The following is a 14,664-nucleotide window of genomic DNA, read 5'->3' as shown; positions in this document are numbered from 1 at the left end:
GACCCGGCGCACCCGGCGCTCGGGCCGGGGCCGCGGCGCGCGCAGGCCCTTCAGGGCCGCCGAGGCCATCTCGCCGGGCGCGCTCAGAGTCCAGCGCGCCGCCCATTCGACGAAGTCCACGGTGCGCTCGGGCAGGCGCGGCTCGTCCAGAACATGATCGATGGCCTTGAGCCGACGATTGGTCCCCGTGGTCTCTCGCGCTTCCGACACGACGCCCCGGATCAGGCGCGGCCCCAGCGGCACGGCCACCTGATCGCCCCGCGCCACCTCGACGCCGTCGGGGATCTCGTAGTCGAAGGCCTCGGGCACCGGCAGCGGAATCAGGACGGATGCGACTTTCACCGCGCTCCCCTCTCCGCTAAAAGCCCGCCCATGAAACTCTTCCTCGACACCGCCGACGTCGCCGTCATCAAGGACATGGTCCCCACCGGAATGGTGGACGGCGTGACCACCAATGCCACGCTGATTGCAAAGTCCGGGCGCAACATCGCGGAGGTCATCGCTGAAATCTGCGCCCTGGTCGAGGGGCCGATCTCCGCCGAGGCCGTGGCGACCGATTTCGAGACCATGGTCAAGGAAGGCGACAAGCTGGCCGCCATCGCCCCGAACGTGGTGGTGAAGCTGCCGCTGACGTGGGACGGGCTGCGCGCCGCGCGGGCCTTCTCGGACAAGGGCGTCAAGACCAACGTCACCCTGTGCTTCTCGGCCGCCCAGGCCATGCTGGCCGCCAAGGCCGGCGCGACCTTCATCTCGCCCTTCGTCGGCCGTCTGGAAGACCACGGCGCCGACGGCATCGCGCTGCTGGAAGAGATCCGCACCCTGTACGACATCCACGGCTTCGAAACCGAAATCCTGGCCGCGTCGCTGCGCAATCCGAACCACGTCTCGGCCGCCGCGCTCGCCGGCGCCGACGCCGCGACCCTGCCGGCGGACACTTTCAAGGCGCTGGTCAAACACCCGTTAACCGACAAGGGGCTTGATGCCTTCCTGGCGGACTGGGGCAAGACCGGCCAGTCGATCCTGTAGGGATCGACAACTCCCAGAACGCTCCATTCTCTAAGTACCGCCTCGAGGAGAGGTTTGTGAGCGTTTCACCCGACCTCTCTGCGAAGCCTGAAGAGCCGCACTGGCCGGACATCCGCGCCTGGCTGCAGGCCCATCCCCAGACCCTGCTGGACGACCGGTCCCTGCTGGAGGAGATCGGCTTGAAGCCGCATGGGCGCAATGTGGTCGAGTTCGGCCGCGCCGCCCTGACGAAGCTGGAAGAGGCCGCCGAGCGCGAGGCGGACGCGCGCAAGCGCATCGAGGCTGTGGCCCGCGCCAATTTCGCCGCCCAGACCCAGACCCATGTCGCGGCGCTGGACCTGATGGAGGCGCGCAATCCCTCCGATCTCGCCCGCCGCCTCGACGCGGTGGCGCAAGGGCGTTTCGGCCTGGCCGGCGCGGCCATCGCCATGGAGAAGCCCGGCGGCGTGCCGTTCGGCTGGAAGGCGCTGGAGGTCGGCGGCGTCGACGCCCTGCTCGGCGACCACGGCCTGACCTGGCTGGGCCCGAATTTCGACGGCCTGGGCCTGTTCAGCGCGGCCGAGGACGAGGTCCGGTCGGTCGCCCTGATCCGCATGGCCCCGCAATTCCCGGGGTCCGAGACGCCGGGCCGTCACGCCATGTGCGCCTTCGGCTCGCCGGAAGAGGACGGCTTCACCCCCAATATGGGCTGCGAACTGGTGGCCTTTATCGCCCGGGTGGTCGAACGCACGGCCGAACGATGGCCCATTCTCAGCTGACCGCCTCCGAAGCCCTGTCCGCCTGGCTGGAGCATCTGGCCCATGAGCGGCGGCTGTCGCCCCGGACGCTGGAAGCCTACGGCCATATCGGGCGGCTCTATCTGGCCTTCCTGGAACGCCATCGGGGCGAACCGCAGGGATTGGCGGACCTGGGAGCGATCACGGCGGCGGAAGTTCGCGCCCATCTGGCCGAGCGCCGATCCGGCGATCATCCCCTGAACGCCCGGTCGATCAGCCAGACCCTGTCGGCCATCCGCGCCTTCCACAGCTTCCTCGACCGGCGGCTGGATACGCCCGCGCCGCAGCTGGCCCTGGTGCGCGGCCCCCGCCTGAAGCCCACCTTGCCCCGGCCTGTCACCGAGGATCAGGCGCGCGGCCTGCTGGAGGAAACGCAGGCCGATCCGGACGCCGAGCCGTGGGAGGCCGCCCGGGACCGGGCCGTGCTGACCCTGCTGTACGGTTGCGGGCTGCGGATTTCGGAGGGCCTGTCCCTGATCCGGGCCGACGTTCCCCTGCCCGAAACCCTCAGGATCACGGGCAAGGGCGACAAGACCCGGATGGCGCCGGTGCTGCCCGCCGTGCGCGCCGCGGTGGACGCCTATCTGGCCCTGCTGCCCTGGCCGCTGGAGCCGTCGGACGCCCTGTTCCGCGCCCGTCGCGGCGGACCTTTGGGACCGCGTCAGGTTCAGGCGGCGATGCAGCGTCTGCGCGGCCGCCTGGGCCTGCCCGCCAGCGTCACGCCCCATGCGCTGCGCCACAGCTTCGCGACCCATCTGCTGGGCGCCGGAGCCGACCTGCGTTCGATCCAGCAACTGCTGGGCCACGCCAGTCTGTCGACGACCCAGAAGTACACCGCCGTCGACGCCGCCCGCCTGCTCGACGCCTATGCGGCGGCCCACCCCAAGGCTTGAGAGAACACGGACTCGCCACGGCGCGCGAACGGCGCCTAGAGTGCGGGAAAATAAAAAAGATAAGGGGAAACGCCGCTGACCTCATATCCCACGCCGATTCTCCCGCGCCGCGATCTGCTGATCGCTCTGGGCGCGGCGGGCGTCGCCGGGGCGACGGCCGGCCCCGCCGCCTTCGCCCGAACCCAGGACCGGACTCAGCAACCGCCCGCCGACGCTCCGTCGCCCATCTCGGTGCAGGCCAATCTGTTCACGCGGATCGCCGCCGAGGTGACGATCAACGGCCAGGGCCCCTTGAGCTTCGTGATCGACACCGGCGCCGGATCGACCGCGGTCGCCGACACCGTCGCCGCGCGGCTGGCGCTGCCGGCCCGCGAGCCGCTGATGGTGCACGGCATCACCGCGGCGGCCCGGACCGACAGCGTTCAGGTGGATCGCCTCACGCTGAGCGGGCTCGGCTTCCGAAACCTGCGATGCCCCGTCATTCCGCGCGAACAGCTGGGCGCCGACGGCCTGCTGGGCCTCGATGTGCTGGGCCGGTTCCGGCTCGCCTTCAACATCGAGCATCAGTCCGTCTTCATGAGCGCGCGCGGCATACGCGTGTTGATGGGCGGCGAGCAGATGTCGACCGGCTCCCGCATCCGGCAGGCCGGGATTCACTCGGTGCGCGGCCGGTTCGGTCAGTTGATCCTGACCGAGACCTTGGTCGAAGGCCTGCCGACCGCCGCCTTCGTCGACAGCGGCGCGCAATATTCGATCGGCAACAATGCGCTACGCCGGGCGGTCGCCGCGCGTCGTCCCGACGGCGCCGCCCTGTCCCGTCCGGTGCCCCTCTACGGCGTGACGGGCCAGACCTTGTCCGCCGACCTCGCCAGGGTGGATCAGATCCGACTGGGCCGCTCGCGCCTCGGCACGACGCCGCTGCTGTTCGCCGACCTGCACTGTTTCGAGACGCTGCAGCTGGCGGACCGCCCGGCCCTGCTGATCGGCGCCGACCTGCTGGGCCGGTTCCGCCAGGTCACCCTGGACTTCACCGCGAACACCGTGAACTTCGAGGGCCTGCGTCGTCGGACGACACGCACCATCGAGGACGAGTTGCTGCTCTAGGGCGAAATCGGTCGACGGCCCCAAGGTCGGCTCGCGCCGGCCCCGGGGCGCTGGAGCGTCAGGCCTGCATGGTCCAGTTGTCGACGCCCATGGCGGCCTGTTTGACCGCTTCCGACCGGGTCGGGTGGGCGTGGCAGGTGCGGGCGATGTCTTCCGAGGCGGCGCCGAAGGCCATGGCGATGCAAGCCTCGCCGATTAGCTCTCCCGCCTGCGGGCCGAAGATGTGCACGCCGAGCACCTTGTCGGTCTTCGCATCGGCCAGCACCTTCACGAAGCCCTCGGTCTCGTGGTTGATCTTGGCGCGGCTGTTGGCGGTGAAGGGGAATTTGCCCTTCTTGAAATCGACGCCCGCGGCCTTGAGCTGCTCCTCGGTCTTTCCGACCCAGGCCACTTCGGGGCTGGTGTAGATGACGCTGGGGACCAGGTCGTAGTCGACGTGCCCCGCCTTGCCGGCGATGTATTCGATCACGGCGACGGCCTCTTCTTCCGCCTTGTGCGCCAGCATCGGGCCGTGGGTCACGTCGCCGATGACCCAGATCCCGTCCTTGCCGGTCTTCAGGTGGTCGTTGTTGAGGAAACCGCGCTTGTCGGTCTCGATGCCGACCGTCTCCAGGCCCAGACCGGCGGTGTAGGGACGACGACCGATGGCGACCAGAACCACGTCGCCCGTCAGGGTCTCGGCGGTTCCGCCGGCGGCGGGCTCCAGCGTCAGGACGACGCCGTCCTTGGCCGTCTTCGCCGAGGTGACCTTGGTCCCCATCTTGAAGGTCATGCCCTGTTTGGTCAGGCCGCGCTGGAAGGCGGTGGCGACCTCGGCGTCCATGCCGGCGCCGACCTTGTCGAGGAACTCGACCACGGTGACCTCGGCGCCCAGACGGCGCCAGACCGAACCGAGCTCAAGGCCGATGACGCCGGCGCCGACCACGATCAGGTGTTTCGGAACGGCCGGCAACGACAGGGCGCCGGTGGAATCGATGACCTTGCCCTCGACGAAGTCCACGCCCGGCAGCGGCGTGGGCTCGGAGCCCGTGGCGACGACGATGTCCTTGGCGGTCAGGGTCGTGACGGTCCCGTCGGCGGCGGTCACCTCGACCGTGCCCGGACCGGTGATCTTGCCCTTGCCCTTGATCCAGTCGGCCTTGTTCTTCTTGAACAGGAATTCGATGCCCTTGGTCAGGGCGCCGACGCTGTCGGCCTTCTGCTTCATCATCTGCGGCAGGTTGACCTTGGGCGTTCCGACATCGATGCCGAGCGTGGAGAACTCCTTGCCCGCGACCTCGAACAGCTCGGAAGCGTGCAGCAGCGCCTTGGACGGCATGCAGCCGACGTTCAGGCAGGTGCCGCCCAGCGTCTCGCGCATCTCGATGCAGGCGACCTTCAGACCCAGCTGGCCGGCGCGGATGGCGGCGTTGTAGCCGCCGGGACCGCCCCCGATGATGACGACGTCATAGGATGCGGCTTCGGCCATGGGGTCTCTCTGATGCTTGTCTGGGCGCGGGAAGGCGCGCGGAACCTAGCGCCGCCCCCGCGAGGGTCAACCGCCGCGTCAGTATATGGGGGCGATACCCTGGCGCTAGAAGGCCAGCTGACCGGCGACGCGGCGCTTGCGCTGGCGGCGGGCGAGGATGACCACCAGCACGCCCAGCAGGAACAGGCCGCCCAGCACCAGCCAGACCGGATCGACCGGCAGGCCGCTGTCCGCCGCCATGGCCGTCGGCCCCGCCGAGCGCGCACTGGCGTCCGGACCGCCGCTGTCCATGGCCAGCCGCAGCACGGCGTCGGCGATGAAGCCCAGGAAGTAGGCCACCGAGGCCTTGGTGTTGCCGGACCCCAGCATCAGGGCGGCGATGAGATACAGAACGATGGCCCCGGCCCACAACGCCCAGCCGGGAATGAAGCCGAACAGGTCGCCGCCGGTCAGGGCGTCGGCCTCGGCGCGCATCGCGCCCATGTCCGGGGTCGCGCCGCCGATGATCGGCGACAGAAGAGGCCACGCCAGCCAACCCGCATAGGCGAGGATGACCACCGCGATGAGGATGCGCGCAAACTTCATGACCGGGCTCCGTCTTCGTCGTTAACCACCCTACACCCGGGACGGAGAACGTCGATAGCGGGGTCAGGCGCGCTGAAGTTCCGCCTCCTCCAAGGGCTGCGGCAGGGTGATGGACACCTCGGCCCCGCCCCCGGGCGCTTCGTCGATCGACAACACCCCGCCCGACTGGCGCGCGAAGGCATAGGCCTGGGACAGGCCCAGACCGGCCGCGCCGTCACGGGTGGTGAAGAAGGGCTCGACCGCGCGGGCGGCCATTTCACGATCCATTCCGGGGCCGGTGTCGCGCACGCTAAGCCGCAGGCCGCCCTCCATCAGGGCTTCCAGCCGCACGGCGACGGAGCCCTTGGAGCCCACCGCCTCGACGGCGTTCTGGGTCAGGGCGCGAACCGCGCCCTCGAAGGCGACGGGGTCCAGCCGGGCCGGGGCAACGTCTGACGGCCCCTCGATCATCAGGTCGATCTCCGGACCGGCCATGGCGCGCAGCCGGGCTTCCATGCCGCGCAGCAGGACGCCGGCGTCCAGCGTCTGGAACACGGGGGCGTCGTCGCCCTGCGAGAAGGCGGTCAGGCGCCGCGTCAGCTGTTCGCCGCGCTGGCCGGCGGCCAGGGCGGCCTGGCCCAGACGGCGCACGCGCGCAGGGTCGTCGGCCTGGCGCAGCATCATGTCCAGCGCGCCGGTCATGACGCCCAGCAGGGCGTTGAAGTCATGGGCCAGACCACCGGTCAGGCGGCCGACGCTTTCCATACGGCGTCCGCCCTGCAGTTCGAGCTCGGCCTCTTCTCGCGCCTGATGAGCGGCGGCGCGGGCTGCATCGGCCTCCTGGCGCGCGGCGGCGGCGGCGGCGAGAGCCTCCTCGGCCTGACGGCGGGCGGTCTCGGCCTCCTCGCGCAAGGCCCGGGCCTCCTCGGAGATTTCCGGCGCCTCGGGCTCGGGCGCCGGGGCGAAGGCGATGGTCTCGACCGGAGGCTCCTCGACGGCCTCGACCGGCGTCTCTTCCACCACGGGATCGGCGCGTTCGCCGGCCAGCAGCAGGGCGTCGACCCGGCCCTCGGCGTCGGTCAGGGGCAGCATGGACCAGCGGATGCCTTCCGGCGCGCCGGTGCGCGAGACGAAGGCCTCTGCCTCGCCCGCCGGGGCGGATAGGGCCGCGCGCAGGGCCTGACGGCCCTCGACGCGCTCATCCTCGGCCAGGAAGGCGTCTGCGAAATCGCCCTCGACGGCGTCGCGGCCCAGCACCAGCAGGGCCGTGCGATTGGCCTCGCGCACCAGGCCGTTGGCGGCGACCACCACCAAGGCGCTGGAGGCGGCGTCGAACACCCGGCGGGTCAGGTCGTCGCCGACGATCTGCACGGGCTCCGGCGCGATGACCTCGGGCGTCTGCAGGCCTTCGGTCTCGACGATGGCGGCGGTCGAGCCGGTGATCTGACCCAGCTCATTCTCGATCGGCATGGCCGTGACCGAGACCAGCATCTTCTTGCGGGTGGCGGGGTTGGAGATCAGGTGGTGGAAGCCCTTGACGGTCTGGCCGCGCAGGGCGCGGGCGCTGGGCAGCAGGTCCGGCGGCACCGGACGCCCGTCGGGGAAGGTGATGCCCCAGGTGGCGGAATGGAAGCGCAGGCCGATCAGCTCGGCGTCGCGACGGCCCAGCAGCTGATGGGCGGCGCGGTTGGCGAAGACGAATTTGCCCTGTTTGTCGGTCTCGACCAGCGCCACAGGGATGGCGTTCAGGGTCTCGAACAGGCGCTTTTGCGAATCCTCGGCCACGCGCTGGACCAGATCCAGCTGGCCTGAGGCGTCGACGTGGCGCGACCGGTTGGTCAGCGCGAACCACAGCGCGATCAGCCCGACGAGCCAGCCGACGACGGCGACGGCGCCCAGCACCCACATCCAGTTGATCTGGCCTTCGAGAAACATTCGACCTGACTGTCCCGTTCTGGCGCGGCGCGCGCCCGTTCGGGAGATGCCTTGCAAACGGCGAACCGCAACGACCGCCTTTCGCCCCCAAGGCGACCTAACCCTTGATTCCGAAACGGTCCAGCCTGGCCGTTAACCATTGGAGCGGAGAATCAGAAAAGGGCCGGGCGTCGCCGCCCGGCCCCTTCTGTCTCGTCTCTGGACAGGCGTCAGAAGGCGACGCGCATGACCAGCTGGTAGACCGGGCCGGCGCTTTCGCTCTCCAGCTCGTACTCGTCGTAGCTGCGGCTGATCTGGTCCGCCCGGTCGCCGAACTTGTCGAACACCTCGTCCTTGGAGCTGTCCAGCAGGTTCGAACCGGTCAGGCGGACGACGGTGTTGGCGAACACGCGCTTCTCGAGGAAGACCTCCAGGTCGGCGCCGTAGGAGGTCTTGACCTCCTCGGCATAGACCCGGCCGAAGGCGTCGCCCTGCTTGCGGTAGGTGGCGCCGAAGGCCGCGCCCCAGGTCGGGATGTCGTGGGTGAAGCCGACGTTCACCACATAGTCCGACTGGTCGTTGAAGCGGCGCTCGCCGAGGCCGTCCTCGACCTTGCTGTCCAGCCACGAGGCGTTCAGGAACACCCCGGTGTTCTCCATGCCGATGAAGTCCAGCGGCGTGGAGAGGTCGAACTCGACGCCATAGACCTGACCGTCGCCGACGTTGTCGATGGACTCGATGAACGCTTCGATGACGGTGGGCGTGGCGGGGTTGTCGCCGCTGCCCGCTTCACCCGTATTGACGTCCTCGATCAGGTCCGTGATGTCCCGGTAGAAGACGTTGATCCCGACGACGCCGCGACGGCCCAGACGACGCTCGAAGCCCGCATCGATACCCCAGGCCAGTTCGGGCTTGAGGTAGGGATTGCCGCGGAAATCGTTGTCGCCGCGCTCTTCCTCGAGCGTGACGGGAGCCAGATCGTCGAAGTCGGGACGGCGGACGGTGCGCGCCACCGACAGGGTCAGGCGATCGGTGTCCGACAGGCGGTAGCGCAGGCTGGCCGAGGGCAGCAGCTCGGCATAGTCGTTCTCGATGCTGGCGATGGTGGTGTCGGTCGTCTCGTAACGCAGACCGGCCTCCCACTTCAGCGCGCCGCTCTCGCCCGAGAACATGACGTAGGGGTCGATCCGGGTCTCTTCGATGGCGTACGCGCCGTCGGTGAAGACGAACGGCGGCTGGACCGGGCGCGGCGCCGGGGCGTTCGGGATGGTGAAGCGGACGCGGGTCGCCGTGCGGGTGTTCGAATCGCGATCCTTCTGGACGCCCTGGAGGCCGAACTCCAGCTCGACGCCGTTGCCGAGCTCGCGGGTGTGTTCGATCGCCGCCGAAACTTCTTCGTCCTGGAGGTCGCGGTATTCCAGATCGGCCGTGAAGCGATCCTCTTCAGGGAACGGGTTGGCGTCGCGCAGGTATTCGGACTCGTTCTCGAATTCCATCTGCTCGTCGTTGAAGCTGGCGTAGCCCAGCTTGAAGCGGGTCTCGCCGCCGAACATCTCGCGCTCGTAGCGGGCGCGCAGGCTCAGATTGTCGGTCTCGATGTCGACGTCGTTATCGTTGACCGTCAGCAGGTTGGCGTTGTTCTCGAGGCCGAACTGGTACTCAAGCGAGTCCTCGTCCTGCAGGCGCTCGGTGCGGACGAAGACGCCCGACAGGTCCAGCGTGCCGCCGCCGACCTCGACCTCATAGGCCGCGTTGAAGGAGTAGTCGGTGCCGCTGCGGACGTCGGTCTGGACCTCGGTGTTCAGCAGCGTGCCGCCCGGCTGGTTGAAGCGTTGGCTGTACTTGTTCTTCGGGTTGCGGCGGTCCTGGAGGCTGCCGCCGACCAGCAGGCGGCCCGGTCCGACCTGACCGCCCCAGACGGCGCCGAAGGTGCCGCCGATCTCATCGTCCGGGAACATGATGGCGCCGGCGCGGATGTAGCCGCCGTCCAGGGCGAGAGCGTCACGCAGCACGATGTTGATGGCGCCCGAGACGGCGTCGCCGGAACGGTTCGCCGACGACGAACGCACGACCTCGACCCGCTCGATCAGTTCGGCGGGGATGCGGTCGACGAAGAAGGACCGGTCGACGCCGGCGCCGGGTACTTGCTCGCCGTTGATCAGGATTTGGGTGTAGCCGGGATCCAGGCCGCGCAGGCGCACGCCGTCGGCCTCGAGGATGTCCGACAGGAAGGTCACCGAGGGCACGCGCTTCAGGGCGTCGCCGACGGTCAGCGGCTCGAAGCGCTGGAAATACTCAAGGTCGTAGGACAGGGTCGGAACCACGTCATCGGTGCGGTTGCGCATCACCGGCTCGCCGGTGACGATGACTTCGTCGAGGGCGGTCGTCGGACCGGTCGGAGCGTCTTGGGCCAGAACCGGGCTGGCCAGGGCGAAGGCGAGCGGCGCGACGGCGGCGCCGAGCAGAAGTCCGATTTTCATTTGAAGCATCCCGATGCGTCCGGTCGACCCCCCGGCCGCCAGCTCTGGAAGCGCCAGCTAGGCCGCACCGGCGACGCGGGCGCGACGGTTTCGCGAACGAGGCTTGGCGATTTGCCGACGCCGTCGTGACGATTTGTCCCAAGGCTGATCGTTCGTCACGAAGGTGACGCGGGACCGTCATCGTGCGTTGCTTGACCCTCCACCACGGCGCGTGGTCTGGCGCGGCCGTTCAAGCCTTTGGAGGGGCGTATCCAATGACTGTCCGGACCCTGATCGTCACCGTGGCCGCCGCGGCCCTTCTGGCCGCCTGCGCGACCCGTGAAGTTGACTACCAGGGCGAGGGCGAAGGCGTCGTCGGCCAGGGCGCGCCGGTTCACGCCGTGCTGGAAACCCCGCCGGTGGGCCTGCCCGGTCAGGACGCCGCCGATGATCCCGCGGTCTGGGCCTCGGCCACGCCGGTCCATATCAAGGGCGCCGTCGTGGACGGTTTCGTCGCCGGCACCGACAAGAAGGCCGGCCTGTACATCTACGGCCTGGACGGCGCGATCCTGCAGTTCCTGCCGGAAGGCCTGCTGAACAATGTCGACGTGGCCGAAGGTCTGAGCGTCGGCGGCCGCCCGCAGGTGGTGTTCGGCGCCAGCGACCGCACCCCGGGCAAGACCGGCATCGCCCTGTATCTGTTCGACCCGGCGGCGACCGGCGACAACGGCGTCCGTCACTGGGGCAATGTCGCCACCGACGTGGTCGAGCCCTACGGCTTCTGCTTCGCCCGTCGCGGCGCCGAGCTGCACGCCATCCTGGTCGGCCATGAGGGCGAGCTGCGCCAGTTCGTGCTGACCGTCGCGGCCGACGGTCAGCCGTCCGCCCGCCTGGTCCGCCGCGCCGAGATCGGCAGCATTTCGGAAGGTTGCGCCGCCGACGAGGCCACGGACGCCCTGTATATCGCGGAAGAGAACGTCGGGGTCTGGCGCTACGGCCTGGACCCGGCCTCGGGCGCGACCCGGACCCTGGTGCAGGCGATCGCTCCGGGCGTGCTGGTCGCCGATGCGGAAGGCCTGACGATCATCGCCGACGGCGCGGCCCGCTACCTGATCGGCTCCAGCCAGGGCGACTCGACCTTCCCGGTCTGGCGCATCGACGGCGCCGCGCCCGAGTACAAGGGGCGTTTCGTGGTCGCGAACGGCGCGATCGACGGCGTGACCGGCACCGACGGCCTGGACGCCCTGGGCGGCCGGGTCGGCGACCGCTTCCCCGAGGGCGTGGTCGTGGTGCAGGACGACGTGAACGACGTCGGAAACCAGAACTTCAAATACATCGACTGGCGCGACATCCGCACCGCGCTCAGCCTCTAGAGCGAAATCGGTTGAGTTAGACGAAGTCCGGCTCGGCTCAGATTTCGCTCCAGTTTGATGCTGGACCATTTTTTGGATTCAGGTCGATCCGACCTGAAGCAAAAATGGTCTAGCCTCGACGATTCCGCCAGGTCACGGCGACCACCCCCACGGGGATGAGGTTGTAGGCCACGCCCGGCAGCCAGGGCGCGACCTTCAGAAGGGGCGTCGCCGCGATCAGGGCCGAGATCAGCCCGGTCGCGGCCGAAATGGTCCAGGTCCTCGCCCACTGCACGCCCTTGCGGTGCGTGGCGGCGTCCCCGCTGCGCAGGGCTCTCGCGGCGTGCGCGAACAGGCCGGCGTTCAGCCCAGACAGCACGGCGAAGGCCACGCCGTAGATCACATAGGTCCAGCGCAGGTCGGCCAGGCCCGACATCAGCCGCCCGCCCGGCAGCACGCCGCCCGAGACATAGTGCGTCGCCGTCTCGGCCAGCAGGCGCAGCGGGAAGACAAAGACCAGCACCGCGAACACCACCGCGAGGCTGAGGAGGGTGGTCCAGCCTGTGCGCACCGGCGTCAGGGTCGACCACGTCCGGTGCGCCGTCCAGAACAGGGCGATCAGGGCGAAGCCGAAGATGAAGGCTGGAATGCGGGCCAGCGCCGTGGCCAGATCAGTGAAGGACCGCAGCGGTTCGGTCCCGCCGATGATCAGCAGGGAGACCGCGAAGGCGAAGGCCGCATCGACGAAGGCGTCCAGCCTTTGCGACTCCGGCCCCTGGAACACCCGGACCCCCGACGATCCGTCCATCTCAGTGCCCGCCGGAGGGATAGGGGATGGTCACGCCGGTGCTGATGATGCCCGGCAACGCCTCGCCCAGCCCCATCAGGATGAACTGGATCGCCAGGGCGCACAGGATCAGGCCCAGCACCCGCACCACGATGGCCAGGCCGACCTCGCCGAGGATCCGGCTGATCGGGCCGGTCAGGGCGAAGCAGATGAACGAGACCACGCAGGCGCCGGTGATCGCGGCCAGTGAGGCGGCCGTGCCGGCCGGGCCGATCTTCGTGGCTTCGCCCGCCTGGATGATGATGGCCGAGATCGCGCCGGGCCCGATCATCAGCGGAATCGCGAAGGGCACGACCAGCCGCTGGAAGCGCCGCTTGGCGTAACCGCGCACGTCCTTCAGGTCATTGGCCGCGTCCTTGTCGGCGAAGGTGGCGAGGAAGTCCTCGCGCGCCATGTCGAGGCCCAGCAGCAGCAACAGGATGCCGCCCGCGATGCGGAAGGCCGCCAGCGAGATGCCGAAGAACTGCAGCAGGCCCAGGCCGGTGAAGAAGAAGAACCCCAGGAAGAGCGCGGCGAACACGCAGATCAGGAACGAGACCGACACTCGCTGGCGCAGCGTCGCGCCCGCTGTCGCCGCCGCGAAGATCGGCAGGTTTCCCACCGGATCCAGCAGCGCGAACAGCGTCACGAACAGGTTGACCCCCAGTTCGACCGCGTCCATGACCTGACCTCGCCCCCAATTCACCCAACCGCCATAAGGGCCGACGCACGTCCGCGCGTCCACCCCCGGCGGCAAAGGAGATCGACCCATGACGCCTGTGCTCAGCGACCCGCGCCTGATCGTCGGCCTGGACCTGCCCTCGCTGGACGCCGCCCGCGCCATGGTCGAGCGGCTGGGCGCGACGATCACCGCCTACAAGATCGGCCTGACCCTGCTGGCCCGCCCGGGCGGCGTGGCCTTCGCCCATGAGCTGAGGACCGCCGGAAAGATGGTCTTCCAGGATTGGAAATTGCATGACATCGGCGCCCAGGTGGAGGGCGCGGCCCGCGCCGTCGCCGAGGGCGGCTGCGACCTGCTGACCGTCCACGCCGAACCTCAGGTCATGAAGGGCGCGGTCAAGGGCCGCGACGCCGCCGGATCAGGGACCAAGCTGCTGGCCGTCACGGTCATGACCAGCCTGTCGGACGCCGACCTGGCCGAGATCGGCTACGGCTTCGACGCGGCCGCCCTGGTCGAGCGGCGGGTGCGTCAGGCGCTGGACTGCGGCGTCGACGGCGTCGTCTCCAGCCCGCTGGAAGCCGCCCGGGTGCGCGAGATCGCCGTCGCCGCCGGTCGTCCCGACTTCCTGATCGTCACGCCGGGCGTCCGTCCCGAGGGCGCTGACAGGGGCGATCAGCAGCGCGTGGCCACGCCGCGCGCGGCGCTGGAGGCCGGAGCGACCCATCTGGTGGTGGCCCGCCCGGTGGTGGGGACTGACAATCCGCTGCTGGCGGCCTCGTCCATCGCCGAATCGATCAACGGCGTCGCCCTTTAGAGATCAGCCCCGCTCGCCGGGTTCCTGGCGGTATTCCTGCCGCGGCGTCTGGCGGCGCGGCGGCTGGGGCCGGTGAGCGCGCGGCGGCGGCGGAGCGACCCGGTGCGGCGGCTCGTAGCGCGGCGGCTCCGGCAGATAGACGGGCGGATAGGGCGCCGGCCCCCGGTCGCAGTCGCAGCCGCGCCGATCCTCGTAGCGGCGGCCGTCGTCGCGGATGTAGCCCTCTTCGTAGGCCTCGTAGTCGCTGTAGCTTTCGCGGACCTCGTAGCGGCTCTCGGAGTAGCCGTCGTACCGGTCGTGACGCTCGCTGTAGCCGTAGCGGCCGCCCCGGTCGTAGCGGTCGTCATAGCGGTAGCCGCAACGCGAGGGGCGCATGTCGTCACGACCGAAGCCGGTGACCACATAGCCGAACGGCGCCGAGGGGCAGGCCCGGCCTTCCAGCACGCGCTCGTCATAAACCGCCGGACCGCCGGAGTAGTAGCCGCCCGCGTCGCCGCCGTAACCGCCGCCGACATAGACCGTGCCGCCGCCGTAGCCGCCGCGGGGGCCGCCCATGTCATAGGTCCGGGCGTTCAGATAGCCGCGGGCGCCGGCCGAAGCGTAGGCCTCGGCCCGCGCCGAGGCGTTGACGTTCACATTGATGTTGGAGTTCCAGCCGCCGCCGTGCGGGGGCGACGGCGGACGCGGCCCCCCGCCGCCGCCATGGCAGCAGGGCGCGGGCGGGCGGGGCTGGTGGCCGCCCCCCCGCGGATCGCCGGCGAAGGCGGGCGAGGCGGCGAGGATAAG

The 14,664-nt window shown here is 69.7% G+C and carries 13 protein-coding genes and 1 pseudogene; 6 read left to right on the top strand and 8 right to left on the bottom strand.

The window, feature by feature from the left end; genetic code table 11:
* Positions 1-342 (bottom strand): annotated as a pseudogene (locus Q0C81_RS06645) (primosomal protein N'); the annotation flags it as partial.
* Between the two features lie 30 nt (positions 343-372).
* Between Q0C81_RS06645 and fsa the strand changes: the two are divergent.
* The 4 genes from fsa (at position 373) to Q0C81_RS06625 (ending at position 3,799) form a co-directional block, all read left to right on the top strand.
* Positions 373-1,026 (top strand): fructose-6-phosphate aldolase, encoded by a 654-nt coding sequence (gene fsa / locus Q0C81_RS06640; RefSeq protein ID WP_291835349.1) that lies wholly within the window; start codon positions 373-375, stop codon positions 1,024-1,026.
* A 56-nt stretch (positions 1,027-1,082) separates the two neighbouring features.
* On the top strand, positions 1,083-1,784 hold the full coding sequence (locus tag Q0C81_RS06635) for a DUF484 family protein (RefSeq protein WP_291835346.1): 702 nt from the start codon (positions 1,083-1,085) through the stop codon (positions 1,782-1,784).
* Positions 1,766-2,695 (top strand): tyrosine recombinase XerC, encoded by a 930-nt coding sequence (locus Q0C81_RS06630; RefSeq protein ID WP_291835343.1) that lies wholly within the window; start codon positions 1,766-1,768, stop codon positions 2,693-2,695. The genes Q0C81_RS06635 and Q0C81_RS06630 overlap by 19 nt, the downstream gene beginning before the upstream one ends.
* A gap of 231 nt (positions 2,696-2,926) precedes the next feature.
* The gene (locus Q0C81_RS06625; protein ID WP_291835340.1) at positions 2,927-3,799 is read left to right on the top strand and encodes a retropepsin-like aspartic protease; all 873 of its coding nucleotides are present in this window, start codon (positions 2,927-2,929) and stop codon (positions 3,797-3,799) included.
* A 58-nt stretch (positions 3,800-3,857) separates the two neighbouring features.
* Here the strand turns inward: Q0C81_RS06625 and lpdA are convergent, their stop codons facing one another.
* The 4 genes from lpdA to Q0C81_RS06605 form a co-directional block, all read right to left on the bottom strand.
* Positions 3,858-5,267: a dihydrolipoyl dehydrogenase gene (gene lpdA / locus Q0C81_RS06620; protein WP_291835337.1), complete on the bottom strand. Its 1,410-nt coding sequence runs from the start codon at positions 5,265-5,267 to the stop codon at positions 3,858-3,860.
* Positions 5,268-5,372: 105 nt separating this feature from the next.
* The gene (locus tag Q0C81_RS06615; protein WP_291835334.1) at positions 5,373-5,852 is read right to left on the bottom strand and encodes a hypothetical protein; all 480 of its coding nucleotides are present in this window, start codon (positions 5,850-5,852) and stop codon (positions 5,373-5,375) included.
* A 63-nt stretch (positions 5,853-5,915) separates the two neighbouring features.
* Positions 5,916-7,766 (bottom strand): ATP-binding protein, encoded by a 1,851-nt coding sequence (locus tag Q0C81_RS06610; RefSeq protein ID WP_291835328.1) that lies wholly within the window; start codon positions 7,764-7,766, stop codon positions 5,916-5,918.
* 209 nt (positions 7,767-7,975) lie between these two features.
* A complete protein-coding gene (locus Q0C81_RS06605) occupies positions 7,976-10,225 on the bottom strand; it encodes a TonB-dependent siderophore receptor (protein ID WP_291835325.1) in 2,250 nt (749 codons plus the stop codon).
* Between the two features lie 254 nt (positions 10,226-10,479).
* On the opposite strand from Q0C81_RS06605, the gene Q0C81_RS06600 reads away from it, so the two are divergent.
* Positions 10,480-11,577 (top strand): phytase, encoded by a 1,098-nt coding sequence (locus Q0C81_RS06600; protein WP_291835322.1) that lies wholly within the window; start codon positions 10,480-10,482, stop codon positions 11,575-11,577.
* Positions 11,578-11,686: 109 nt separating this feature from the next.
* Here the strand turns inward: Q0C81_RS06600 and Q0C81_RS06595 are convergent, their stop codons facing one another.
* Together Q0C81_RS06595 and Q0C81_RS06590 are read right to left on the bottom strand one after the other, a co-directional pair.
* Positions 11,687-12,364: a TMEM175 family protein gene (locus Q0C81_RS06595; RefSeq protein ID WP_291835318.1), complete on the bottom strand. Its 678-nt coding sequence runs from the start codon at positions 12,362-12,364 to the stop codon at positions 11,687-11,689.
* Between the two features lies 1 nt (position 12,365).
* Positions 12,366-13,064, bottom strand: coding sequence for a MarC family protein (locus tag Q0C81_RS06590; protein WP_291835315.1), 699 nt, complete (start codon positions 13,062-13,064; stop codon positions 12,366-12,368).
* Between the two features lie 97 nt (positions 13,065-13,161).
* On the opposite strand from Q0C81_RS06590, the gene pyrF reads away from it, so the two are divergent.
* Entirely contained in the window at positions 13,162-13,878 is a 717-nt protein-coding gene (gene pyrF / locus Q0C81_RS06585) for an orotidine-5'-phosphate decarboxylase (protein WP_291835352.1), read from the top strand.
* Positions 13,879-13,881: 3 nt separating this feature from the next.
* Here the strand turns inward: pyrF and Q0C81_RS06580 are convergent.
* Positions 13,882-14,664 (bottom strand): hypothetical protein (locus tag Q0C81_RS06580; RefSeq protein WP_291835312.1); only part of this gene is annotated, 783 nt, incomplete at its 5' end.

The organism is Brevundimonas sp., assembly GCF_023259385.1.
Taxonomy (GTDB): domain Bacteria; phylum Pseudomonadota; class Alphaproteobacteria; order Caulobacterales; family Caulobacteraceae; genus Brevundimonas.
This window is presented reverse-complemented; position numbering and strand designations above follow the sequence as displayed.

Excerpts from the sequence above, each read along its gene's own strand:
- fsa (WP_291835349.1), top strand. The coding sequence starts at position 373 with ATGAAACTCTTCCTCGACACCGCCGACGTCGCCGTCATCAAGGACATG.
- Q0C81_RS06605 (WP_291835325.1), bottom strand. The coding sequence starts at position 10,225 with ATGAAAATCGGACTTCTGCTCGGCGCCGCCGTCGCGCCGCTCGCCTTC.
- Q0C81_RS06630 (WP_291835343.1), top strand. The coding sequence starts at position 1,766 with ATGGCCCATTCTCAGCTGACCGCCTCCGAAGCCCTGTCCGCCTGGCTG.
- lpdA (WP_291835337.1), bottom strand. The coding sequence starts at position 5,267 with ATGGCCGAAGCCGCATCCTATGACGTCGTCATCATCGGGGGCGGTCCC.
- Q0C81_RS06600 (WP_291835322.1), top strand. The coding sequence starts at position 10,480 with ATGACTGTCCGGACCCTGATCGTCACCGTGGCCGCCGCGGCCCTTCTG.
- Q0C81_RS06610 (WP_291835328.1), bottom strand. The coding sequence starts at position 7,766 with ATGTTTCTCGAAGGCCAGATCAACTGGATGTGGGTGCTGGGCGCCGTC.
- Q0C81_RS06590 (WP_291835315.1), bottom strand. The coding sequence starts at position 13,064 with ATGGACGCGGTCGAACTGGGGGTCAACCTGTTCGTGACGCTGTTCGCG.
- Q0C81_RS06615 (WP_291835334.1), bottom strand. The coding sequence starts at position 5,852 with ATGAAGTTTGCGCGCATCCTCATCGCGGTGGTCATCCTCGCCTATGCG.
- Q0C81_RS06595 (WP_291835318.1), bottom strand. The coding sequence starts at position 12,364 with ATGGACGGATCGTCGGGGGTCCGGGTGTTCCAGGGGCCGGAGTCGCAA.